20 protein-coding genes and 1 riboswitch are annotated in these 23,661 nt (G+C 37.3%); of the genes, 5 read left to right on the top strand and 15 right to left on the bottom strand.

Annotated features, from left to right (window positions below; translation table 11 throughout):
- Window positions 1-101 precede the first annotated feature (101 nt).
- From asmA to mltA, 3 genes are all read right to left on the bottom strand, one after another.
- Window positions 102-1,982, bottom strand: coding sequence for an outer membrane assembly protein AsmA (gene asmA / locus GYM74_RS09145; protein WP_220217915.1), 1,881 nt, complete (start codon window positions 1,980-1,982; stop codon window positions 102-104).
- A 33-nt stretch (window positions 1,983-2,015) separates the two neighbouring features.
- On the bottom strand, window positions 2,016-2,597 hold the full coding sequence (gene dcd, locus GYM74_RS09140) for a dCTP deaminase (RefSeq protein ID WP_220217914.1): 582 nt from the start codon (window positions 2,595-2,597) through the stop codon (window positions 2,016-2,018).
- Window positions 2,598-2,665: 68 nt separating this feature from the next.
- Window positions 2,666-3,760 (bottom strand): murein transglycosylase A, encoded by a 1,095-nt coding sequence (gene mltA / locus GYM74_RS09135; RefSeq protein ID WP_255556121.1) that lies wholly within the window; start codon window positions 3,758-3,760, stop codon window positions 2,666-2,668.
- Window positions 3,761-3,919: 159 nt separating this feature from the next.
- On the opposite strand from mltA, the gene cycA reads away from it, so the two are divergent.
- The gene (gene cycA, locus GYM74_RS09130; protein WP_324099764.1) at window positions 3,920-5,320 is read left to right on the top strand and encodes a D-serine/D-alanine/glycine transporter; all 1,401 of its coding nucleotides are present in this window, start codon (window positions 3,920-3,922) and stop codon (window positions 5,318-5,320) included.
- A 55-nt stretch (window positions 5,321-5,375) separates the two neighbouring features.
- Here the strand turns inward: cycA and GYM74_RS09125 are convergent, their stop codons facing one another.
- The gene (locus tag GYM74_RS09125) at window positions 5,376-6,407 is read right to left on the bottom strand and encodes a TerC/Alx family metal homeostasis membrane protein (RefSeq protein WP_220217912.1); all 1,032 of its coding nucleotides are present in this window, start codon (window positions 6,405-6,407) and stop codon (window positions 5,376-5,378) included.
- A gap of 184 nt (window positions 6,408-6,591) precedes the next feature.
- On the opposite strand from GYM74_RS09125, the gene dacB reads away from it, so the two are divergent.
- A complete protein-coding gene (dacB, locus tag GYM74_RS09120) occupies window positions 6,592-8,028 on the top strand; it encodes a serine-type D-Ala-D-Ala carboxypeptidase (protein WP_220217911.1) in 1,437 nt (478 codons plus the stop codon).
- Between the two features lie 80 nt (window positions 8,029-8,108).
- Here the strand turns inward: dacB and GYM74_RS09115 are convergent, their stop codons facing one another.
- A complete protein-coding gene (locus GYM74_RS09115; RefSeq protein WP_220217910.1) occupies window positions 8,109-9,944 on the bottom strand; it encodes an ABC transporter ATP-binding protein in 1,836 nt (611 codons plus the stop codon).
- Between the two features lie 252 nt (window positions 9,945-10,196).
- Entirely contained in the window at window positions 10,197-10,880 is a 684-nt protein-coding gene (locus tag GYM74_RS09110; RefSeq protein ID WP_220217909.1) for a LexA family transcriptional regulator, read from the bottom strand.
- Between the two features lie 659 nt (window positions 10,881-11,539).
- Between GYM74_RS09110 and tatA the strand changes: the two genes are divergently transcribed.
- On the top strand, window positions 11,540-11,722 hold the full coding sequence (tatA, locus tag GYM74_RS09105; protein ID WP_220219647.1) for a Sec-independent protein translocase subunit TatA: 183 nt from the start codon (window positions 11,540-11,542) through the stop codon (window positions 11,720-11,722).
- Between the two features lie 14 nt (window positions 11,723-11,736).
- Complete coding sequence (locus GYM74_RS09100) at window positions 11,737-12,921, top strand: FAD-dependent monooxygenase (protein WP_220217908.1); 1,185 nt, start codon at window positions 11,737-11,739, stop codon at window positions 12,919-12,921.
- Between the two features lie 103 nt (window positions 12,922-13,024).
- Here the strand turns inward: GYM74_RS09100 and GYM74_RS09095 are convergent, their stop codons facing one another.
- The 5 genes from GYM74_RS09095 to raiA all read right to left on the bottom strand — a co-directional run bounded on the left by GYM74_RS09095 (window position 13,025) and on the right by raiA (window position 18,105).
- Window positions 13,025-14,065: an NADH:flavin oxidoreductase/NADH oxidase gene (locus GYM74_RS09095; protein WP_220217907.1), complete on the bottom strand. Its 1,041-nt coding sequence runs from the start codon at window positions 14,063-14,065 to the stop codon at window positions 13,025-13,027.
- A 148-nt stretch (window positions 14,066-14,213) separates the two neighbouring features.
- Complete coding sequence (locus GYM74_RS09090; protein ID WP_220217906.1) at window positions 14,214-15,407, bottom strand: MFS transporter; 1,194 nt, start codon at window positions 15,405-15,407, stop codon at window positions 14,214-14,216.
- Between the two features lie 67 nt (window positions 15,408-15,474).
- A complete protein-coding gene (mutY, locus tag GYM74_RS09085; protein ID WP_370634067.1) occupies window positions 15,475-16,515 on the bottom strand; it encodes an A/G-specific adenine glycosylase in 1,041 nt (346 codons plus the stop codon).
- Between the two features lie 4 nt (window positions 16,516-16,519).
- A complete protein-coding gene (gene pheA, locus GYM74_RS09080; RefSeq protein WP_220217904.1) occupies window positions 16,520-17,671 on the bottom strand; it encodes a bifunctional chorismate mutase/prephenate dehydratase in 1,152 nt (383 codons plus the stop codon).
- Window positions 17,672-17,775: 104 nt separating this feature from the next.
- Window positions 17,776-18,105, bottom strand: coding sequence for a ribosome-associated translation inhibitor RaiA (gene raiA, locus GYM74_RS09075; RefSeq protein ID WP_220217903.1), 330 nt, complete (start codon window positions 18,103-18,105; stop codon window positions 17,776-17,778).
- A 315-nt stretch (window positions 18,106-18,420) separates the two neighbouring features.
- Here raiA and trmJ point away from each other — a divergent pair, with 315 nt between their 5' ends.
- Window positions 18,421-19,101: a tRNA (cytosine(32)/uridine(32)-2'-O)-methyltransferase TrmJ gene (trmJ, locus tag GYM74_RS09070; RefSeq protein WP_370634066.1), complete on the top strand. Its 681-nt coding sequence runs from the start codon at window positions 18,421-18,423 to the stop codon at window positions 19,099-19,101.
- A gap of 54 nt (window positions 19,102-19,155) precedes the next feature.
- On the opposite strand, the gene cysS is transcribed toward trmJ, so the two are convergent.
- From cysS to argR, 4 genes are all read right to left on the bottom strand, one after another.
- Window positions 19,156-20,547: a cysteine--tRNA ligase gene (gene cysS / locus GYM74_RS09065; protein ID WP_220217901.1), complete on the bottom strand. Its 1,392-nt coding sequence runs from the start codon at window positions 20,545-20,547 to the stop codon at window positions 19,156-19,158.
- A gap of 204 nt (window positions 20,548-20,751) precedes the next feature.
- Window positions 20,752-20,997, bottom strand: a complete 246-nt coding sequence (locus GYM74_RS09060) for a GlsB/YeaQ/YmgE family stress response membrane protein (protein ID WP_220217900.1) — start codon at window positions 20,995-20,997, stop codon at window positions 20,752-20,754.
- A 360-nt stretch (window positions 20,998-21,357) separates the two neighbouring features.
- Window positions 21,358-22,719, bottom strand: coding sequence for a lysine-sensitive aspartokinase 3 (lysC, locus tag GYM74_RS09055; RefSeq protein WP_220217899.1), 1,362 nt, complete (start codon window positions 22,717-22,719; stop codon window positions 21,358-21,360).
- A 78-nt stretch (window positions 22,720-22,797) separates the two neighbouring features.
- Window positions 22,798-22,971: riboswitch (Lysine riboswitch) on the bottom strand.
- A 109-nt stretch (window positions 22,972-23,080) separates the two neighbouring features.
- Window positions 23,081-23,539: a transcriptional regulator ArgR gene (gene argR, locus GYM74_RS09050; protein WP_220217898.1), complete on the bottom strand. Its 459-nt coding sequence runs from the start codon at window positions 23,537-23,539 to the stop codon at window positions 23,081-23,083.
- Window positions 23,540-23,661 lie beyond the last annotated feature (122 nt).

Below are 23,661 nucleotides of genomic sequence, written 5' to 3'. Positions count from 1 at the left end.
GATTTGTCAGTCATAAAAAAGGTGAGTTAAACTCACCTTTTTTTATATCTGATAAACGTTTATTTAATATTACCTTAAACGTTTACTTGGTTATCAAAACGTTACTTTTTAAGTAAACCACCTAAAATATCAAGCGCTTTTGATTTTGTATTTGATTTATCTTTAGATCCACCATTCTCAATTTTATTGCGTAGTTTTTCTAAACGATCTTGTAATTTATCGCTAAATACCTCAGTAAGCACTTTGGCGATATCGAGTTGATAACGTAAATTAGCAAATTGACCATAAATGCGTAATGGGATTGTTATTTTTTGTAGCTTGGCTATCGTATCGCTTTTACTGTTCCAGCCACCTAACATTTTGATATTTAAATTCACATCTAAATCTTTTGCCATAATGCCAATTCGACCCGATCCATTAACGATATCAAGTGTTTCAGAATTTGCATTGACGGTATTTAGTTGAATATTACCATTGCTTATCGATGCGCTGGTTGAAATATTATGAAACTCAGTATATTTTTTCTGATTTTCAGGCGTGATTGCATCTTTATTATATGCCGCTGCGGCATTTTCGATAATGCTTTGGATATTAAGATTATTAAGCCGAGCATTGTTAATACTAATATCAATATTACCTGCTAAAGAGCTGAGTAATTTTGCGCTTGAAAGTGTGCTGGCTTCTAATACCCCATTAGCGTTGACTGAACCTTCAAGATCATAAGCGGTTTGAATTTGATTAAAAAAGGTATTGAGATCAATATTAGTCGCTTTAGTGTTGAGTTTGATCAACGTATTTTTCTGTTTACCGTTAGCAACACCATTTGCCGAAACATGACCTTTGGCAAAGTCGAAATCGATATCTTTAATAGTTGCAATCCCGTCGTTATTTACCATATCAACTTTAAGATTATTTAGTGTAATCTTATCAGCGATAACTTGCTTAATATTAAGTTGTGCTTTGGCATTAAAACTATTAAGAAAGTCTAACTCATTACTGGATTTTGTAACTTGCGATACAACCGGAGGGGTTTGTTGGACGGCTACATTATCCTTCGATTTTTGTTTTTGCTGTGAAAAGGAAGCGACATCGAGCTTGTTAGAATTGAGTTGTAAATCGATATAAGGTTTACTCTCTAATTTTGCGATTAGTGCTCCGGCAAAATGGTTGTCATTAACAGAAAAAGCAATATTTTGACTGCTCAGTTGCATAGGCTCTTTTTGATAATTGATAACTGCATTCAAATTACCTTTAAACACTTGGTCTGAGCTGGTTACGCCTTTATAGGTGTAATCGAATCGATTTAATTTAATCGTTGCCTTTTGAGGAAATTGGCTCATCTCCACGTTAGCGTTAATGGAATAATATAAATCTTGTTGATTTTTATCAACGTTCCCGGTTAAATCTATCGAAATATTCTTATCGTTGGCTTGCTCAACTGTAAGGTTGATATTTCTAAAGTTTATCAAATCATCATTGCGTTGGAGCGCGATTGTACTATCTGCAACTTCAAATTTATTAAAGGCAAATTTCCAGTTTGACGCACTTTTTTCGTTATTAGTTGTTGATGATTGATCGGTTGAATTATTCGATGTGCTTTGCTCACGATTTTTGGCCATATCGCCTTTACTTTCATCGGTAATGTTGATCATTGCTGATTTAATAAAAACGTTTTTAATTTCTAATTTCTTAGAAAAAAGCGGCATGAGTTCAACATCTAACCGCATATTATCCGCAGTTAAAATAGGTTTTTGTGCACCATGATCAGACAATTTTACCGAATCGGTTAATATACTTACTTGAGGCCAGATATGCCAACGCAGATCGCCTTCAATAGTTAACTCATAACCTGTTTTATCTTTTATTGTGTTTGAAATAAACCCACGGAAATTGTTAGGATCAACAAAAACTATCAGTGAAGCAATACTGATTACAACAACCAGAATTAAAATTAATAAAATAACCAATATCTTTTTGATCATATTAATGTTCCTATAGTAAGGTTATAAACTGTATTAGTCTTTATCAATACGACTGGCGACTGCGCCATGTTGGTCTTTATATTTTGCATCTTCTCTACGATTGTATGGTCTTGCTGAGGGGCCTGTTAATGTTTCAAAACTTAATGCGCCAATGGTCATGCCGGGTCTTAGCGCTAATGGTAATTTTCCTGAATTGTAAAACTCTAATACGATTTGTCCTTGCCAACCGGGATCGATCCGATGAGCCGTGACGTGCACCATTAATCCTAATCTTGCCAATGATGAACGGCCGTCGAGCCAACCGACTAAATCATCGGGAATCGTCACTGATTCTAAAGTTACCGCTAATGCAAGTTCACCGGGGTGAAGATAAAAGGCATCACCTTCCGGTAATATCATTTCTTCGCTCATTACACGTTCTAGTACGGCGGATACTTCCTCCTTTGGACCACTTAAATCGATAAAAGGGGTGGTATGTTCCCTAAAAGTACGAAATTGATTGCCTAAGCGCACATCAACCGTTGCACCATTTATACAGCTTGCAGCTGGTTGTGGCGTAATTTTTAATTTACCACTTTGTAAATACGCTTCGATATCTCGATCGCATAATCTCATGAATTATCCTTAAATCTACTTTTTGGTCTATTTTAGCAGGTTCTTTAATTGGCGTCGATGCCGATAGTTTAAGGTTTTATTACCCATGCACGACCATAATGGTTATAAAATCCTGCAAGCTTGCCTGCTTTGTCGCCAATTCCTAGATAGAGATCAAAATGGTGTCCTTTAATCGCTCCGCCGACATCCAATGCCACCATTAAACGCACTTCACGTCTTCCTCGATATTGCCCGTCGCTATCGAGTAACGGTACATCGACTAACACCACTGATCCAGTTGGAATTAATGATTTATCTGATGCAACTGACGCATTAGCAATTAAAGGCACAGCAGCAGCCCCTTTAACTTCGGCGTTGTATTGTGGTTTGAAGAACACAAAAGATCGGTTTTGAATTAATAGCGCCTTAAGCTGTTTTTCATTTTTGGTTTTTGCCCAATTTTTAATTGCTTGAATTGACATCTTATCTTTATCAATTTCGCCTTGTTCAACCAGTAATCGCCCAATACTTGAGTAGCCATGCCCATTTTTGCCACCAAAGCAGAAAAATACTAAAGGTGTGCCATCTTCAAAATCAATATAAGCACTGCCTTGTACTTCCATAATAAAGTTATCCATTAGCGAGTCGCTGTAGGCAATTTCTAATCCTTTGCCATTTAAAGCACCATTATAGATCTGCTCACGGCTAGGTAATTGTCCTTTAAAACTATTGCTGGCTGGCATTTTATAGATTGGGTATTTAAATCTGCCTGTAGGTTTGTGCCGGGCTTTGATAACCGGTGTGTAATAGCCGGTTAAATGAACATTTCCATAGCCGTCTTGTCCGCCCATTTCGTAACTGTTTAGCCCAATTTTATCAAATTCATGTGCACCTAATGATCGGTTAATCCATGCATCAACCGCTTTATAAATATGTTCATTTTTTCGGTATAATGAAGGCGAGGTTAACTTTATTTTTTCAACTTGAATAATATAATCGGAAATATTAACTGGCGTATCTAATTTGGGGTGACTAATGTTCAAAGCTAACGGTAATTGACCGTCTTGATACTGCTTTGTTTGTTTACCTGAACCGCTTTGGCAACCGGTCAGAAGTGATAATACAAGTAAAAGACATACGGTATAAATACGGTAATAGTGGTTGTTTTCTTTCATCTTAGCCATTATTTTTAGTCAGTTATTAATCATAGTTAGCTATGCTACACAATTCCATTATAAGAAACTACCAATAATTATCATTGATCCATAAAAAGTTTTCATAACATTTCAGCTTGCGATCTGGCGCCATAGACTTTATAGTCCTATACTTCCAAAAATTCGAAAATTGTAAAACGAAAGGTAATCAAAGCAATGAGTATCACATCCACAAACAATGATCTTAAGCGTAATCTCTCTAATCGGCATATTCAGCTAATCGCAATTAGTGGTGCAATTGGTACCGGCTTGTTTATGGGTTCTGGTAAGACCATTAGCTTAGCGGGGCCATCGATTATTTTTGTCTATATGATTATCGGCTTTATTCTATTTTTTGTTATGCGGGCTATGGGAGAGATTCTTCTATCCAACTTAAAATATAAATCATTCAGTGATTTTGCCAATGATCTATTAGGGCCATGGGCTGGATTTTTTACCGGTTGGACTTACTGGTTTTGCTGGGTGATTACCGGCATTGCCGATGTGGTTGCAATTGCTGGCTATGCTCAACATTGGTTCCCGCAATTACAATCTTGGATCCCGATGCTGTTAACGGTTATTTTATTATTAACCTTGAATTTATTAACGGTAAAAATGTTTGGCGAAACCGAATTTTGGTTCTCGATGATTAAAATTGTGGCGATCTTAGCTTTGATTGCAATTGGTTTGGTTTTAATTATTACCGCTTATCATTCAGAACAGACCAATACGACAGCGGCGTTTTCTAATCTTTGGGATTATGGTGGGTTTTTTCCTCACGGCACTATGGGCTTTTTTGCCGGCTTCCAAATAGCCATTTTTGCATTTGTTGGAATTGAATTGGTTGGTACAACTGCTGCTGAAACCGTAGATCCTAACAAGAATCTTCCTCGTGCTATCAATTCTGTTCCGGCACGTATCATCTTTTTCTATGTTTTTGCATTAATTATTATTATGAGCGTAACGCCGTGGACATTTATTTCACCAAATAAAAGCCCATTTGTTGAGCTATTTACGTTGATCGGTCTACCTGCTGCGGCAAGTATTATCAATTTTGTTGTGCTCACATCAGCCGCCTCCTCAGCAAATAGTGGTATTTATTCAACTAGTCGGATGCTGTTTGGATTGGCTAAAAAACAAGATGCGCCTGAGCCTTTTGGTAAGTTATCACGTCGTTCAGTACCGGCAAATGGATTGCTGTTCTCGTGCATGTGCTTATTAGGTGGCGTCGTACTTATCTATCTGGTACCGAATGTAATGGAAGCGTTCACTATTGTGACCACTATTTCAGCTATATTGTTTATGTTTATTTGGTCGATGATTCTTATTTCTTATATTGCTTATCGCCGCAAAAAAGCCGATTTGCATCAACAGTCATCGTTTAAGATGCCCGGTGGGATTTTGATGTGTCTTATCTGTCTGGCATTTTTTGCATTTGTTATTGTGTTACTGACGTTAGAAGCTGATACTCGCCATGCACTAATTGCAACCCCTATTTGGTTTGTTATTCTTGGGGTAAGTTACTTTATTCGTTCATTAAAACGTCAATAAGCCTTTTTTGTATCGGCAGCTTAGCTGCCGATCGCCTTCAATAAGTTAGCAATTATCATTTATCTGTTTTAGGTGTTTTTTGTGGAAAGATAAAGCTTGCAACAATACCCATGGCTAATATTGCCAATACAACATAAAGGCTGACAGTTGGGCTAATATCTATACCATATCCGAAAAGATGATTGCTGGCATTTAGCGCTAATTTAATTGCAATAAAAAACAGTAGACAGACAACCGCTTTACCCAAATGCACTAAATATTGCTGCATTGCTTCGAGAACAAAATACATCGTTCTAAGCCCTAAAATAGCAAATATCATGGCACTGTACACAATTAAAGGTTCTTGGCTAACGGCTATAACGGCAGGTACCGAATCAAAGGCAAACATGACATCGCTCAGTTCGATAACCACAATACAGAGAAATAGAGGCGTTGCATAAAAACGGCTTTTCGGCAGTTTATCTTTTAATTGGCTATTTTCAGGTTTTGCCAGTTCAACCTTGACTTGCTCGCGTGTTAAAAAAAAGTGATGCCCAACAATTTTAGGAAAAGCAGGGAACAGGCGTTTGGCAATGCGATAAGCAAAATGGTTGGAGTAATCTTTTATCTGTTCATCATTGCCTTGATTTTTCAGCATCATAAAGCCCGTGAAAGCGACAATGACAGAAAACACAATTTCCATCCATGGTCCTAATGATAATAAACCGGTACCGATTATAACCAAAATAGCACGGAAGATAATTGCACCAATCACCCCCCAGTAAAGTAAACGGTGGCGATAATTATTTGGTACAGTAAACCATGAAAAAAGCGCCATGATCACAAAAAGATTATCCACCGAAAGGGCTTTTTCAAGTACATAGCCTGTGATAAATAGACTTGCCACTTCACCGCCATGATGAAGATATAAATAAAGCGCAAACACGAAAGCAACCGCTACCCAAAATAGTGACCATAAAATCGCATTGCTTAAGCTGATCGGTTTGTCTTTATGGTGAGCATATAAATCAATAATGATGGCAGTTAAGGCAAGCACAATAAATATAACAACCGTTTCTATTGGAAACCCTAATGAGTGTTGAATCATAATTTTATCACCTAATTTCGAATTCTTTTTTTGTAATAATTTAGCACGTTACGATAACGGATAATATTTAATTAAATATAATTATAAAAGTGGTTGAGTATATATTGATAGGCATATCAAAAAAAGATATATTTATTGTCCCTATTCCATTGTTTCATTTAATAAACTTTTCGAGCATATTGTAATGACAAATTTCAAAGTCTTTATTTTATTCCTGGTTTTATTCTTTTCTAATCTCTGTCTGGCTCAATCGGTCGAGCCGTATATTTCCACATTACCTAAGGGAAGTGATCTGTCAATCTTAGTGCAAACAGTGGATAGCAAACCTAAAACATTGGCAAAATATAAAAGCGACCAATTTAAACAACCGGCAAGCACCCAAAAAGTGATAACCGCTTTAGCTGCTGTACTTGAATTAGGCAACGATTATCGTTTTGTGACTAAAATGCAAACGAGTGGCAGTATTAGCAATAAGCAACTTAACGGCGATCTGATTGTGCAATTAAGTGGTGATCCAACGTTTAACCGAGAAAGATTGAAAGCAATGATTGGGCAATTACGTCAAAAGGGAATTGAAAAAATTTCAGGGAAAGTGATTTTAGACACATCAATCTTTACCAGTCACGATAAAGCAGAAGGTTGGTCGTGGAACAATTTAACCGCTTGCTTTAATGCACCGCCTTCAGCGGCGATAATCGATGATAACTGTTTTTATGCAACTGTCACGCCAAATAAAGTCGGTGCGACAGCTTCGGTTTCGGTATCGTCAGGTATTCCGGTTATTGTGACAAGTGAAGTTAAAACCATTGCGGCAAAAAGTAAAGATTTACAAGATAAATATTGTGAGCTTGACGTAAAATATGCTGATAAAAATCGCTATCATTTAAAAGGATGTATTGCTTCAAGCTCTGATAAAACCGCGTTAAAGTTTGCTGTCATCGATCCGGTTGATTACTTTAGCGCTGTTTTAAAAAGCGAGCTTCAAAAGCAAAAAATAAGCAACAGCGGGCAAATCATTGAAAGAAACCAAAAGAGTAATGCAAAACTTACCTTATTAGCTTCAAGCCAATCAGCGCCGCTATCTGAACTGTTAACCGTGATGCTTAAAAAGTCTAATAACTTATATGCTGATACTATTTTTAGAACATTAGGCGCTCATTACTATAATGTGCCGGGTACATGGCGCAATGGTGGTGATGCGGTGAAACAAATCTTACACAAAAAAGCGGGTATTGATCTGGAAAATCTGGTTCTTGCCGACGGTTCAGGCTTATCACGCCTCAATTTGGTAAGCGCTGATAAATTAATGGAAGTGTTGCAATATACTTTAGCGAAAAATAGTAGCTTAGGTTTGATTGAAAAACTACCGATTGCCGGCGTTGACGGCACATTGCAAAATCGTAAAAGTTTTAACCAGTCACCTTTCAAAGAGGCGATTATGGCTAAAACCGGTTATATACAAGGGAGCTATAATTTAGCTGGATTTATTAAAAAATCAGACGGTAAATATGTCGCTTTTGTGCAACTGCTAACCGGCTATCAAGCTGATACTAAAGGTGAGCCTAAAAATGGTGCGATTATGAAGTTTGAATCAGATTTTTATAAAAACTTTATCAAGTAATCTTAGCGAATAACTCAGAAAACATAGTTGTTTTTTACTAAAACGTATATGTTTTCTGAAACTTCTTGTCAAGCAGATGATTAAATGTTGTCTGCTAAAAATCCACCACTTTGATGTTTCCAAAGTTGCGCATAAAGTCCGTTTTTATCGAGCAATTGTTGATGTGTACCTTGTTCAATAATCTTACCTTGATCAAGTACGACCAATCTATCCATTGCCGCAATTGTCGATAATCGATGAGCAATGGCAATCACGGTTTTCCCTTCCATTAAAGTGTATAGAGATTCTTGAATGGCTTGTTCAATTTCTGAATCTAATGCACTGGTTGCTTCATCAAGCAGTAAGATCGGCGCATTTTTTAAGATCACCCGAGCTATGGCAATTCGTTGTCGTTGTCCACCGGATAATTTGATCCCCCGTTCTCCAACAAAGGCATCATAACCGGTTCTGCCATTCGCATCGACTAAGGTTTGAATAAAGTCATCGGCATGGGCTTTTTTAGCGGCGATGATCATCTCTTCTTCGCTGGCTTGATTATTGCCATATAGCAAATTTTCTCTCACTGAGCGGTGCAGCAATGACGTATCTTGGGTAACCATACCAATTTGTGAGCGTAAGCTCTCTTGAGTGACCGAAGCGATATCTTGCCCGTCAATGGTAATTTGTCCCTTTTGTAGATCGTAAAAACGCAACAATAAGTTAATCAGTGTTGATTTACCGGCACCTGAACGACCGACTAAGCCAATTTTTTCACCGGACCTGATTGTCAAATTAAGATCATCAATAATGGAGTTTTGAACTTTGCTATCATACGCAAAGTAGATATCTTTAAATTCAATTTTACCTTCAGTGACTTTAAGTGCTTTGGCATTAGGCTCATCCACCACTGTTTTCGCTGCTGAAAAGGTGTTAATGCCGTCTTTCACTACGCCAATATTTTCAAATAGTGAAGCCATTTCCCACATGATCCAGTGTGAAAAGCCATTTAATCGCAGTGCAACGGCTGTGGTAATGGCGATTGCGCCAATGCCGACAATTTGATTTGTCCAAAGCCAAAGCGCCACGCCTGTTGTGCCAAGTATTAATAATACTGAGAGTAAATGGTTGACGATTTCAAAACTGCTTACCAGTCGCATCTGTTTATTGACTGTGACTAGAAATTCATCCATTGACTCTTGAGCGTATTTGGCTTCATTGCCGGCGTGAGAAAATAATTTTACTGTCATAATGTTAGTATAAGCATCAGTTACTCGCCCGGTCATCGTTGAGCGTGCATCAGCTTGCATACTGGCAACTTTGCTTAAGCGTGGAATAAAGTAATACATCGAAATACCATAAAGCACACACCAAACTAAAAATGGTAGCAATAGCCACGGATCTAATTGACCGATGATAGCGGCCATGGTGATAAATGAGATCAGCACGTAGACAAATATATCTGCAACTAAAAAGCAGGTATCCCTAACTGCAAGCGCTGTTTGCATCACTTTTGCCGATATTCGTCCGGCAAATTCATCCTGAAAAAAGCGCATACTTTGGTTAAGGACTAAGCGGTGTAACTTCCAGCGCATTCTCATCGGAAAGTTACCGGCTAAAGATTGGTGTTTAATAATGGTTTGTAATGCAACTATGACGGTACTGGCTAAAATGATTAAGCTAATTAATATCAAGGTTGCTTTTTCTTGTTGCCAAAATTGGCTTGGATCAATTTCAGATAACCAGTCAACAACTTTACCCAGAACGGCAAATAAAAAGGCTTCAAATGCGCCACTTAACCCGCTAAGTATAATTAATAGCAGCATAAAAAGGCGTATACCTTTAGTCGATTGCCAAATAAAACTAAAAAAGCTGTTAGCTGTCGGTTGCGGTTCATCTTTTGGATAAGGTGACACCAATTTTTCAAAAAATCGATACATATAAGACCTAATGAGTAAAAAGGTTAGATATTGATGAGAGCATCAATAAAATAAAAACGTGAGAAAAGTGCAGATATTTTTCTAATTTACTTTTGCACTAATGAATATTATGAATTAAATAAAAAAATCAATTGAGTACACACCTATCATTACTGAAATTAAGAAAAATTAATGGCTAAGCGAGGAAAAATGTTTAATCTTTCCTCTTTAATTGATTATATATTCAAAGGCGATAGATTGCTAATTATTCTATTAATATACGTCTTTAATTATTTGTACCACACGACCAACGATATGATATTTTTCAAAAAGCGCTTTAGGTACTTCAATTGTTGGATATTGATCGTTATTACAAATTAAAATCCACTTTCCGAGGGTTAAACGTATTTTTCTTAATAGAGTAAAATTTTCATACTCGATTAAATAAATGGCGCCGTCAATAATTTCGGTCAGTTCAGTATTAATAATCAAGCCATTGTTATTTTCTATATCCGGTGCCATTAAATCACCTTTAGCCCAATAGATAATTAATTTTTTAATATCTAAGCCACGGTGAGAAGCCCAACCTTCAAGAACCGGATAATTCATAACTGGTGGTGTTTCACGCACATAGCGCTGACTTTGAGCCTCTTCTTTGGTGGGTAACTGTTTTTTATAAACTGGAATGCGATAGATATTTTCGTTGTGAACATCTTCATCATGTTTAGGATCTAATAAATCAAATTTATAGCCAGTTGCAAGCCAGTTAAAAGATACATTGCATTTTTCAGCAATCACCTCTAAACGGGTAAGCGAAGGGTAGGTTTTACCAGATAAATAATCACGTATGACAGTTTCTGACATATCACATTTTTTTGCGAAGGCAGAAACGGATAAACCTTGCATTGAGCTGTGTAATCTATCTTTAAATGTTTTGACATTGTTATTTTTAATCATACTCACTTCTATCTCGTTTTTCTTTTCTCATCCGTTCGTTAATTATAGTGCAAATTTTAGAACTTTTACATATTTGATTATATTAATAATTAAAAGATACGCTGTTTTTCTTAAATTTCTGTGATTAATTCGTTTTATATTGTGAGTTTTGGTGTTCTTTTCGTTTAAAAATAAAAAGTACCGAGTATTTTTAGAAAAAAATCGAATTATTTTTTTCCGTTCATAAAATTGTGTTTTTCTGTGCTTTTCAGGTTACTATATTGGTTTTTATTCTATTTTTGCTATTTATTTGACATTGATCAAATAATGTTGGGTGAATAAATCATCAAATCAAATATTTACAACTATATGTTTTTAAATAATTTATTTTGAATTTTGGCTGTTTTTATTAAATATAGCAAACATCAAAGAAAAAACGTTGACTTAAGCGAAAAAAAATGGATAATAAGCAGGGTAAGGATTTTTCATTGTTTTCTTTCCTTATATTCCTTATATTTCATGTTGGCCTGTATAGTTTTATACAGGTCTTTTTTTTTATTCTGTGTTAACTATTCCTGAAATCCTGCCCTAAAAAGAGTATAATCATTCACTTCATTGAAGATCTATTTTTCTAATCTAAACTCAAGCAAAATAGTGATATATCTTTATAAGAGGTTTTTATTATGTCATTTAGTATCCCACATCTTTTAGTGTTCCTTGCTGTAGTGGTATTAATCTTTGGTACCAAAAAATTACGTAATTTAGGAACTGACTTAGGTTCGGCATTAAAAGGCTTTAAAAAGGCATTAAATGATGATGAAACCGAAGTAAACAGTAATAATGATAAACTTGATAATAAATAACGATATTGCCGTTTATGAACAGACAATTTGATGTCGCTATTGTCGGTGGCGGTTTAGTTGGTTTAGCCACCGCTTGCGCCCTTAGCCACTATGATTTAACTATTGCTATCGTTGATAGCAAAATTGAGCAATACCAACATCTGGTTGCCGATAATTTGGGTGTTCGAGCTTCAGCTATTAATGGTGCAAGCCAACGCTATTTTGCTCAAATTGGTATATGGGATCAGTTGTATGCCAGTAATCGTGTTCAAGAATTTATTGAAATTGGCGTATGGGAAAAAAACGGTCAAGCTCACTTATCTGCGCATGCGAGTGATTATGGTTATCCTAATTTGGGTTACATCATCGAAAATCATGTTATGTGTCACTATCTTTATCAATATGCTAAAGCTTGCCCGAATATTGCAATTTATACCCATGAAGCTGTTGCCAGCGTTTTTGAGCAGGATAATGCGTTATTAACATTAGCTGATAATAGCGTTATACAAGCTAAACTTATAGTGGGAGCTGACGGGGCGCACTCATGGATTCGAAAACAAGAGAAGATTTCATTAATTGAACGGGATTATCTTCATCATGCTTTGATTACAACCGTTGAAACCGAATATCCACACCAATTGTGTGCAAGGCAAATTTTCTACCCTAATGGCATTGTTGCTTTTTTACCATTGTGGCAATCTAATAAAAGTTGTTTAGTTTGGTCAACAAAACCTGAAAATGCCGAAATGTTGAAATCAATGCAAGAATCGGTGTTTGCTGATGAACTGTTTCGCTTAACCGGTGATAAGGTTGGAAGATGTCAGTTGGTTAATCCAAGAATGATTTTCCCATTAAGAGCAAGGTTTGCTAAGCAATTTATTAAACATCGATTAGTGTTAATTGGTGATGCTGCGCATACTATTCATCCTTTAGCCGGACAGGGCGTTAATTTAGGTTTTCAAGATTCTGCGTTATTAGTTTCCACCATTAAACAATTGCAAGATGCCCGGCAAGATATTGGCTTAGTCGCTAATTTAAAAGCTTTCCAGTTCAAGCGCCGTAAAGATACGTTGATTATGTTAACTGCAATGCGCACCATTCAAGATATGTTTAATGGCGATAATTTATTGAAAAAGGCTTTAAGAACAGTTGGAATGAATGCTATTGATAACTGCTTACCGCTGAAAAAACAGTTAATTAAATATGCAATGCATATTTAATATCGTTTCTAAATTAACATCCTGTAGCCAACTATTAAGCTTAGTAGTCTAAAACTAAATAATACTAAGCAGCAGAGTTAGCAAGCTACAGGGGTAAATCAAACTATTTAAAAGCCACCTGATAAGATGACGGAATAAATGGTGATGCGGAGATTCGTAATGGCCAATAAGGATCACGTAGTAATCCCCGACCAATTGCCACCAGATCTGCATCGCCGGTACTTAATACGTAATCAGCTAAGTAAGGATCTTCAAGCATTCCTACGCAGATAATCGGTAAATTTGTGGTTTGTCGAACTGCGTGAGCTAAATAGACTTGATAACCGGCGTGAAAATCTGGCGTATTTACCGGATCAAGCTGTCCGTCGCCACCACCACTGACATCGAGCACATCAGCGCCGGCTTCCGAAAATCGTTTGGCGATCTGGCATCCATAATCTACACCATAGCCATTTTTTCCATATTCCTGCGCCGAAAAGCGAATAATTAATGGCATATCTTTTGGCATCACCGATTTGGCCGCTTTGATGACTTGCTCACCAAATAATAATTTGTCTTGACCATATTCATCGGTTCTTAAGTTGGTTTTTGGTGAGCTAAATTGATGAATCAAATAACCGTGAGCGCCGTGGATTTCAATTGCATCAAAGCCAGCTTCAACTGCGCGTTTGGTTGACTGTTTGAATTTTTCGATAATGTTGATAATTTCATCCTTTGAAAGCTCTCTTGGCATTTGATATTCCCACTGTTTATGCGCTTCGTTGGCGCCGTCATAGCGCACCGCTGAGCATGAAACAACATCATCACTCCCCAGCGCTTTACGACCCGCATGGGCAATTTGTATCGCAATTTTACCATTTTGTGCATGCACCGCATCGACAATCCGTTTAAATTGATCACGCTGCTCATCATTCCATAAACCGAGGCAGTAAGGCGAGATTCGCCCATTAGGCGCAACATTGGTCATTTCAACAATGATTAATCCTACACCGCCAACAGCTCGGGAGACGTAGTGGACATAGTGCCAATCATTAGGTAGGCCGTTGGTTGCTTGATATTGGCACATTGGTGGCATGACAATGCGGTTTTTTAATGATAAATTTTTGATAGTAAATGGAGTATTAAGATACGATATTTTAGCCATTTTTGACTCCTTCTCTAATCTTTTTGTCTAAAACTTATTTAATCTTGCTATCGATATAGTACACTGAGTTTGGCTATTTTAAATAGCTAAATGCCTATATTTTGATCGGCAAAAGAGAAATAAATCAGCCCGCATTGGTTAATTCTTGTCAAGAAGTTTCAGAAATTGTATATGTTTTAGTATAAAAATACCAAATAATAAGTCCTAAAATGCCTAAAATAGTGCCGGCTATAACAATGGCGATCCAACCATAATGACTAAAAAGATAAGTTGAGCCAACCGATCCCAGCATGCCTCCGGCAAAATAACTCACCATATATCCGGTATTGATTCGACTTCTGGCTTCGGGTCTGATTTGGTAGATTGCGCTCATACTTGATACGTGCGTCACTTGTACCGCAAAGTCTAATAAAATGACACCTAATATCAAAGCAATAATCGAATATTGTGCCAATGAAAGTGGTAACCATGAAGCTAACAAAAGCGCTAACCCGATAGTGGTTGCGGTTTTGCCTTTTCCTTTATCAGATAATTTACCGACTATAGGTGAGCCTAAAGCACCTGCTGCACCGGCTAATCCAAATAAACCAATAATAAAATCTGAATAGTGGTAAGGCGCATCGGTTAATAAAAAGGCTAGCGGTGTCCATAGTAGTGAAAATAGTGCAAATGAGGTAATGGCAAGTAAAGAGCGTATTTTTAATACTGGCTCTTGTCTGTATAGCGCACCAATTGATAATAGCAGTTGCAGATAATTGATACTGATATGATTGCGATAACGAGGCAGAGATAACCAAAGCAGGAAAGTAACAATGAGCATAATGCCGGTTGCAATCCAATAAACATAGTGCCAATCAGCAATGGTTGAAATGGCACCGGCAAAAGTTCGACCTAATAAAATGCCAAGTAGCATACCACTCATTAATGTGCCAACAATTTTGCCACGGTGCTCAGGTTTGGCTAAGGTTGCAGCAAAGGGAATCAATACTTGTGCAACGGTCGAAAATAGTCCGGTCATAGCCGTTCCGACAATAAGCATCCATAAATTTTGCGATGAGGCGCTGATGATTAATCCGCAGGTGGATAGCAGCATTAAAATTAAGATTAACCGCTTACGCTCTATCATATCGCCTAGCGGCGTAATAAACAGTAAACCAACAGCATAACTGAGTTGTGCGGTCATAATAATTGAGCCGGCGTGTTCAACAGCGATATGCAGATCATGGGTGATTGAGTGTAATAAGGGTTGCGCATAATAGTTACTGGCGATAGTCACGCCAATTGCAAAAGCCATTAGAAAAACTAGCCAGAAAGATAAGCCTTGAGAATGTGTGCTGTTCATAAATCTAAATATCTAAAATGATGAGCAATGTTATAGAAAATAAATAATCGATATATACCGGTTTTTATTACCTTGCTTGTTGTAATAAATTATAAATCGGCGTTGCTAAACCTATTTTACTATTTTCAGCCTTAAGATTGTACCAATAGCCGGCGCCGTCATCAAAACATGAGGTTATATTGGTTATCTTGCCGTAAATAGGGATAATGTCGAGATGAAAATGGCTAAAGGTGTGCCGAAATGCCACCAACTGTTTTAACGGGGTGGTTGTGATACCTCGTGCCACAAGCCAATCGACTAATGCTTGTTCGGTTGCAAATTGGGGTAAACAGTATAATCCTCCCCAAACTCCCGAAGGCGGTCTTTTTTCCAGCCAAATGGCATGATTATTTTCAAGCATTAAAAAATAGGCTGATTTTTCAGGTATGGTTGTTTTGGGTTTTTTAGTTGGGTATTGTTGCCAACTGTCGGTTTGGTAAGCGATACAATCACGGTGTAACGGGCATAAACTGCATTTAGGTTTTGATCGTGTACACACCATTGCACCAATATCCATCATGGCTTGATTGAACTTTGCCACATCTTGTTTGGGTGTGACTTGCTCACTCAGTTGCCATAGCTTGTTTTCTACCGCTTTATTGCCGGGCCAACCTTCGATCGCAAAATAACGGGTTAATACTCGTTTAACATTTCCGTCTAAAATGGCATAGTGTTGATTTTGTGACAGTGACAAGATAGCTCCAGCTGTCGATCGACCAACGCCCGGTAAGGCAACCACATCATCAAATTGAGTGGGAAACTGTCCATGGAATTTCTCACTGACTACTTGCGCAGCTTTGTGTAAATTGCGTGCACGGGCATAGTAGCCCAGGCCAGTCCAAAGATGTAATACATCATCGATAGGGGCGTGCGCTAAATCTGTGATCTGAGGAAAATGCTCGATAAAACGTTTAAAATAGGGAATAACTGTTGCCACTTGTGTTTGCTGTAACATAACTTCGGACAACCAAACGTGATAAGGGCTTTTTTCGATCTGCCATGGTAGTGTTTTTCTGCCGTACTGTTCATACCAATTAAGTACGGCAGTTGAAAATTTTTGCATATTGATAAATTTACATTACTGCTGTAATGGAATCACTTGGATAACAACCTAATACTTTACTATACAAAGTAATAGACGCTAACTCTTTAAGCGCAGTTTGCATTTCATCAGAATGGATATTACCTTGTAAATCAATATAAAACATCTCTTCCCACGGGGTGCCGTGTATTGGTCGAGATTCGAGTTTTGTCATCACTATATTATGGTTACGTAGCACCGATAAAGCATCAACTAATGCACCTGCTTGTTGACCTGTTTTCATTAATATCGTGGTTTTAGCTGGGATTTGATATGAAACATCAATCGGTTTTCGAGACAAGACTATGAAGCGAGTAATGTTCTGTTTTTGATTGGCAAAATCATGATCCAGTACTTGTAGCCCATAAAGTTCGCCGCCGTCTTTGTTGCCCATTGCGGCAATATTTGGCTTATTGAGTTTAGCCACGGTTTCGATCGCTGATGAAGTGCTATCACAGTAAACAATCTTCCAATGAGGGTAGCGCTCTAAAAAATTACTGCACTGTTGGAATGGTTGCGGGTGACTATAGATCGTATCGATTTGGTCTAGTTTGGCGTCTGCAATGGCAAGCACACAGTGATCAATCGGTAGTGACAGCTCACCTATAATGTGTAAATTGGTTTTTTGCAAAAGATCGTAAACTTCATTAATCGAGCCTGAACTTGAGTTCTCTATTGGTAAAATACCGTAGTCGACAACCTCTTTTTCGATCTGTTCAAAAACATCTTTGAATGTTTTACAGCTCGATTCGATCATTTTTTCAAGGTGAGCGCTTGCATAGCGTCTTGCTGCAGAATGCGAGTATGAGCCTATCGGACCTAAAAATGCTACTTTAGCCGTTGTAATCGTGCCCAAATTAAGTTTTTCTTGCAGAATTTTTTGTTGTAAAAGTACTGAGTCTTCAAAAATTATTTGATATAACCGCTTAATAAAAATATCGTCAAGATGATAACTTTTACCTTGCTCAATTAATGATTTTATTAGTGAACGCTCTCGCTCCAAATCACGCACAGGTATGTTAGCTTCTATTTTAGCTTCAATGATTTGAGTTGAAACTTCACGTCGCTCAGCGAGGATTTCTAGTATTTTACTATCTAGTTGGTTAATTTTATTACGTAAGGGCAACAAAGGATTTACAGTCATTTCAATTATATTTTTTTAAAAAATTTGAACAATATTATAGCAAGCAAAAAAATAAAGGCACCATTATTGTGCCTTTTTATTAGATGAATAACGTAAATTAATTATTAAATTTCTTCAGTTACTGTCCCTTTAATACTGTCAAACGCTCGTCTTGACTCGCCTTTATGTTGTATTTTATTGAGCTGTCTTTCCAGTTTTGCCACAAGATCATTGATTGCGGCATACATATCAATGTGTTTAGCTGAGGCAACTAATGGGCTTCCTTTGGTGGCAATGGTGGCATCAACAATAAATCCGTCAGGCTCTTTAGATAAAATAAAATGTGGATTAATCAACAGAGCTCTCCATTTGTCTAATTTCGAAAACTTATCTTCAAGATAGCTACGGATGGCTGGTGTAATATCCATTTGTTTACTGGTAATGCTTAAAGTCATATATGACCTCCATTATGTTTACTAACAAAAAAAGCTAACACAATTGAGTGTTTCCATAAATACATTGGCAAATTATTTTTGTTTCGTCAATAACTTATTTGTAATGAACTTAATTTTTGTGCGCTTTGTCTAAAATAATCTGATGTCTGTATTTGTTGGTTAACTGACATTGAAACTGCATTTAGATACATTTTTACGATATACTGTTTATCATTAAGTTATAAGATAAATGTGACACAAAAGTTTAATGAGGAAGCTGTGAGTTATTTAGATAATATAAAAATTGTTTTGGTTGAAACGTCCCATACCGGCAATATGGGGTCAGTGGCTAGAGCAATGAAAACCATGGGATTAACGAATCTTTGTTTAGTTAACCCAGTTATCAAACCCGATTCGCAATCGATTTCATTAGCCGCAGGGGCGAGTGATATTATTAAAAATGCACAGATTTTATCCTCGCTGGAACAGGCGATCGCCGATTGCCATTTGGTTATTGGCACCAGTGCAAGGCCACGCAGTTTACAGTGGCCAAACTTAACCCCTAAAGAGTGCGGTGATAAAATTATCCAGGAAGCCGCAACGGCGAAAGTTGCGTTAGTTTTTGGGCGTGAACGGGTCGGGCTAACCAATGATGAACTGCAAAAATGTCATTATCATGTCGGTATCCCAGCTAATCCTGATTATAGTTCGTTAAATTTGGCAATGTCGGTGCAGGTGCTGTGTTATGAGATTCGAATGTCGCTGTTAAATTTGCCAACGGATTTATCTAATCCAGTTGAAAATGATGATGCTATCACCTTCCCAAAAGATGGAGATATTGAACGTTTTTATCAGCATCTAGAGCAAACGTTACTTAAAACTGGCTTTATTAATTCCAATCATCCCGGTCAAATTATGGGAAGATTACGTCGGTTATTTACCCGTGCACGTATCGAGCAACAAGAGTTGAATATTTTACGCGGTATTTTAACCTCAATAGATAAAAAATTGGGATAAAGACTAAAAAAGGCATCGATGTAGCGATGCCTTTTTTGATGATTAACGATGTATTTAGCTCTTTTTACGCCACGTGGTGCCATTGGCGCTATCTTCAAGCACAATATTCATTGCATTAAGTTGATCACGAGCTTGGTCGGCTAGCGCCCAGTTTTTACTTGCTCTTGCTTCATTACGTTGTTTAATTAAAGATTCAATTAATTCACTGTCAACGTCATCTTGGTGTTCGCCCTGTAAAAATTTAACCGGATCTTGCTCTAATAGCCCTAGCACTGACGATAAATAACGCAATTCGGCAGCTAACTCATTGGCTTGTGCCATATCATTTTCTGCTTTTGCTTTATTGATTTCTCGCGCCAGATCAAAGAGTGTGGAATAGGCTTCCGGCGTATTAAAATCATCATTCATTGCTTGACAGAATTGGCGATAATAATTGCTGTCAGGCGTAGTGTGTGGATGATTAGGATCGGTGTCACGCAGTGCTGTATATAAACGCTCAAGCGCTACTCTAGCCTGTTTTAGATTTTCTTCACTATAATTGAGTTGACTACGATAGTGACCCGAAAGTAAAAAGTAACGCACTGTTTCAGCATCATAATGTTTTAATACATCACGAATAGTGAAAAAATTATTCAGTGATTTTGACATTTTTTCCTGATCAATCATCACCATACCCGAATGCATCCAATAATTGACATATTGGCCATTATGGGCGCAAGTTGATTGGGCAATTTCGTTTTCGTGATGTGGGAACATAAGATCCGACCCACCACCATGAATATCAAAATGGTGACCTAATTGGTAACTATTCATTGCCGAACACTCAATATGCCAGCCCGGTCGACCTTTGCCCCATGGTGAATCCCAACTTGGCTCATTCGGTTTTGACATTTTCCATAGTACAAAGTCCATTGGGTTACGTTTCACATCGACCACATCAACACGGGCTCCGGCTTGAAGTTGTTCTAAATTTTGGCGAGATAAAATACCGTAATTTGGATCGCTATCGACCGAAAACATCACATCGCCATTATCGGCAATATAAGCATGGTCTTTTTTAATTAACTCTTCTACCAGCGCAATAATTTGCGGCATGTGGCGGGTGGCACGAGGCTCAACGTCCGGACGTTTAATATTCAGTGCATCAAAATCTGCATACATCTCTTGTAACATTCGTTCGGTTAACTCTTCACAAGTTTCACCGTTTTCAAGTGCTCTTTTGATGATTTTATCGTCAACATCGGTAATATTACGAACATAAGTTAAATCATAACCTAAAAAGCGTAAGTAACGGGTGACAACATCAAACGCCACAAAAGTGCGCCCGTGACCAATGTGACATAGGTCATAAATGGTGACACCACAAACATAAAGACCAATTTTATTTGGCGTGATTGATTGAAAGGGTTCTTTTTCTCTGGTTAATGTATTGAATATTTTTAGCATTATGTTCTACAGTATTTTCAATTAAACTTTGCCTGTTAATATAGCAAAAATTAAGATAGGGCGGAATGATTTATTATAACCTTTAAGCTTAAAGATTTTAACCTAGGCATTCATCAATAGCGATAAAGGTTAAGGCTGATTTTAAAAGTGGTGAAGTTAGGAGAGAAGTTAAAAAAGGTGAGCACTTGCCCACCTTTTGCAAAGTTACTTAATAAGGCGATAAAGATAGATAAGTAAAATAGCGCCTAATACAGAAACTAACAGACTTGGAAAGTTAAACCCGGTTACACCACTTCCCCAATGGAAAAAAGTACTGATGTAACCACCTACTAACGCACCAGCAATACCAAGTAACATGGTTTTAATTACACCTACACGACCTAATGGCATAAAAAACTTGGCAATCCAACCGGCGATTAATCCTAAAATAATCCAACTCAAAATACCCATAATGATTTCCTTTGTTTGATTAAGTTTAAATTTATTTTACTTGCAAAGTTTTTAAAAAATTAACAGATGATAGTGATAGTATTGACTGTAATAGATGTAACCGATTTACTAAAACGTAAAATACTTAGCTATAAACTATTTATGACATTTGAAAAATAACAAATAAGAAGATAATGATTTTATCGAATGATTAAACTAACAATCATTTTAAGTTAGACATACAACAATATGCATAGCTGCATATAGCGCTAAGTCTACCTTTATTTTTGACAAGATGCCAGATTTTTTATAAGGCAATTTATTTAGCGCTAGCGTTTAAAAGTGTTTAAATGCGCACAAGAGGCATTCGCCTCTGTGTGATTATTCAAAAATTGTTTTATGAAGAATTTTTACAATGTTTTCTGCATCATGGCTTTTAGCTAACAAACATAGATTATGCGTACTTGCACCATAACAGCATAGCCTGATAACAAAATCATCTAAAGCACCAAATACCTCTTTTGCGATGCCTTTGGTTGTTGTTAAATTGTTACCAATAATGGCAATTAAAGCTAAATCTTCTTCAACATCGACATGACACAGGGTTGAGAGTTCATCAAACAGTGCTTTGGTTAATAAACTATTGCCATTGGTATTGGTGCCGGTCGTATCGATAGTTAAGGCAATGCTCACTTCAGAAGTTGTGACTAAATCCACTGAAATATTATGTTTGGCCAAAATCGTAAATACATTAGCTAAAAAGCCTTGAGCATGTAACATATTTAAGCTAGTTAATGTAAGCAATGTTTGCCTACGGCGAAGCGCTAACGCTCTAAAAGACGGCAGCTCGGATTTGATGCTATGGGTATTATAAACAATGGTGCCGCCGTCTTGTGGCGCTTTGCTCGATCCGACAAATACCGGAATATTACTTCTAACGGCCGGAACTAATGTGGCTGGGTGTAAAACTTTTGCACCAAAGGTTGCCATTTCGGCCGCTTCAGCAAATGAGATTTCGTCAATCCGTTTAGCGCCGTCAGTGATCCGTGGATCAGTTGTATAAATTCCCGCTACATCTGTCCAAATATCAATTTGTGTCGCATTTAATGCTTCGCCAAGTAATGCCGCGGTATAATCGCTACCGCCTCGACCTAAAGTTGTGGTTTTACCAGTGCTTTCACTACCGATAAAGCCCTGTGTTACAACAACATGGTTACTATTTAATGATTTTAAATGCGCACAGCATAGCTGTTTAATCTCTTCAATTTTTGGTACGGCTTTACCAAACTTGTCATCGGTACGCATCACTTTACGTACATCAAACCATAAGGCATTTTTTTGTTTTTGTTTTAATATTTCGACAAATAGTTTAGATGACATTATTTCGCCATGACTGACTAGCTCATCGGTTAATGCCGGCGAAGTGGCTAAACTGGCTGCTTCAGATAATGAAGCAATATTTGTGATAATTTGATCTATTTCAGCTCGTAATGAAGGATTTTCCGGTAGTTGTTCTAAAATTTCGTACTGAATAGATTGGATTTTTGCGATATGTTGCGCTCTAACTTCTGCATCACGACCTTCAGAGAGTGCGACCAGTAAATTTGTGATACCTGCTGATGCCGATAATACCACAACCCTAACACTGGGATTGGCGATAACAATATTTGCGCTATTTACCATTGCGCTATAGTTTGCAACACTTGTTCCACCGAATTTAGCTATTACAAATGATGTTTCCATGGATTCCTCATATTAAAAATTTTATTATTTTTAACAGAGATAGAGCGGGGTATGTTCTATTTACCGTTAAACAAATACACACCGCGAAGCGCTCCACCTGTTAAGGTGACAACCCAAGGGATTCAGCCCTTGCAGTCGATTTGATAACTTTCTGGAACGTTACCAAACCTCGGCATTACATCCCCTTAATCATTTGTTAGCAGTTCCAGTCCCTAAAATGATCTACCTGAGTAATGCGCCTCTTCGTTTTTGTAACTTAGGTTACAAAATCAGTGTTATATAGAATTAACGATTTAATCAAATGTGTCAATAGGTTAAACATTAAAAATTATCTAATTTTAACCCTTTTAGATTGATTGCGTTATAACGTTCGTTCAAACAGTTCGATAATAGTTTGATAAAGTTTTTTTACGCTGCATTCTTTGGTAGGGGTACTAAAAATGGTATCATCGCCGGCAATCGAACCTAAAATCCCTTCCGATTTACCAATTGAGTCCAGCAGTCGGGCAATAAGTTGCGCAGCCCCCGGACTGGTTCGAATCACCACCATTGAACTGTTGTAATCAATATCAATCACTAAATTTTTTAATGGGCTACTAGTGGTTGGTACACTCATTTCAGCCGGCAAACAGTAAACCATTTCCGCTTTTGCATTACGTGTTCTCACCGCCCCAAATTTGCTTAACATTCGGGATACTTTAGATTGATTAATATTTTCAAATCCCAGTTCTTGTAATGCTTGTACAATTTCAATTTGTGAACTGAATTTTTCTTGTAAAAGCATCTCTTTAAAGGCTTTAGTCAGATCTTTTTGTTTCATACTGTTCCTTGATATTTATTTTTTCACCCTGTGTGAATACCAAATAAAAGCATATATTTTCTTTAAAGCTAAGCTTGCCTTTAGAATTTTATGCATTTTTTATGCAATTTAAAATACCTAAT

It is taken from the genome of Gilliamella sp. ESL0405, from assembly GCF_019469205.1.
GTDB lineage: Bacteria > Pseudomonadota > Gammaproteobacteria > Enterobacterales > Orbaceae > Gilliamella.
This window is presented reverse-complemented; position numbering and strand designations above follow the sequence as displayed.

Coding starts and splice junctions, on each gene's coding strand:
- asmA (WP_220217915.1), bottom strand. CDS start 1,982: ATGATCAAAAAGATATTGGTTATTTTATTAATTTTAATTCTGGTTGTT.
- dcd (WP_220217914.1), bottom strand. CDS start 2,597: ATGAGATTATGCGATCGAGATATCGAAGCGTATTTACAAAGTGGTAAA.
- mltA (WP_255556121.1), bottom strand. CDS start 3,760: ATGGCTAAGATGAAAGAAAACAACCACTATTACCGTATTTATACCGTA.
- GYM74_RS09125 (WP_220217912.1), bottom strand. CDS start 6,407: ATGATTCAACACTCATTAGGGTTTCCAATAGAAACGGTTGTTATATTT.
- dacB (WP_220217911.1), top strand. CDS start 6,592: ATGACAAATTTCAAAGTCTTTATTTTATTCCTGGTTTTATTCTTTTCT.
- GYM74_RS09115 (WP_220217910.1), bottom strand. CDS start 9,944: ATGTATCGATTTTTTGAAAAATTGGTGTCACCTTATCCAAAAGATGAA.
- GYM74_RS09110 (WP_220217909.1), bottom strand. CDS start 10,880: ATGATTAAAAATAACAATGTCAAAACATTTAAAGATAGATTACACAGC.
- GYM74_RS09100 (WP_220217908.1), top strand. CDS start 11,737: ATGAACAGACAATTTGATGTCGCTATTGTCGGTGGCGGTTTAGTTGGT.
- GYM74_RS09095 (WP_220217907.1), bottom strand. CDS start 14,065: ATGGCTAAAATATCGTATCTTAATACTCCATTTACTATCAAAAATTTA.
- GYM74_RS09090 (WP_220217906.1), bottom strand. CDS start 15,407: ATGAACAGCACACATTCTCAAGGCTTATCTTTCTGGCTAGTTTTTCTA.
- pheA (WP_220217904.1), bottom strand. CDS start 17,671: ATGACTGTAAATCCTTTGTTGCCCTTACGTAATAAAATTAACCAACTA.
- raiA (WP_220217903.1), bottom strand. CDS start 18,105: ATGACTTTAAGCATTACCAGTAAACAAATGGATATTACACCAGCCATC.
- trmJ (WP_370634066.1), top strand. CDS start 18,421: ATGGGGTCAGTGGCTAGAGCAATGAAAACCATGGGATTAACGAATCTT.
- cysS (WP_220217901.1), bottom strand. CDS start 20,547: ATGCTAAAAATATTCAATACATTAACCAGAGAAAAAGAACCCTTTCAA.
- GYM74_RS09060 (WP_220217900.1), bottom strand. CDS start 20,997: ATGGGTATTTTGAGTTGGATTATTTTAGGATTAATCGCCGGTTGGATT.
- lysC (WP_220217899.1), bottom strand. CDS start 22,719: ATGGAAACATCATTTGTAATAGCTAAATTCGGTGGAACAAGTGTTGCA.
- argR (WP_220217898.1), bottom strand. CDS start 23,539: ATGAAACAAAAAGATCTGACTAAAGCCTTTAAAGAGATGCTTTTACAA.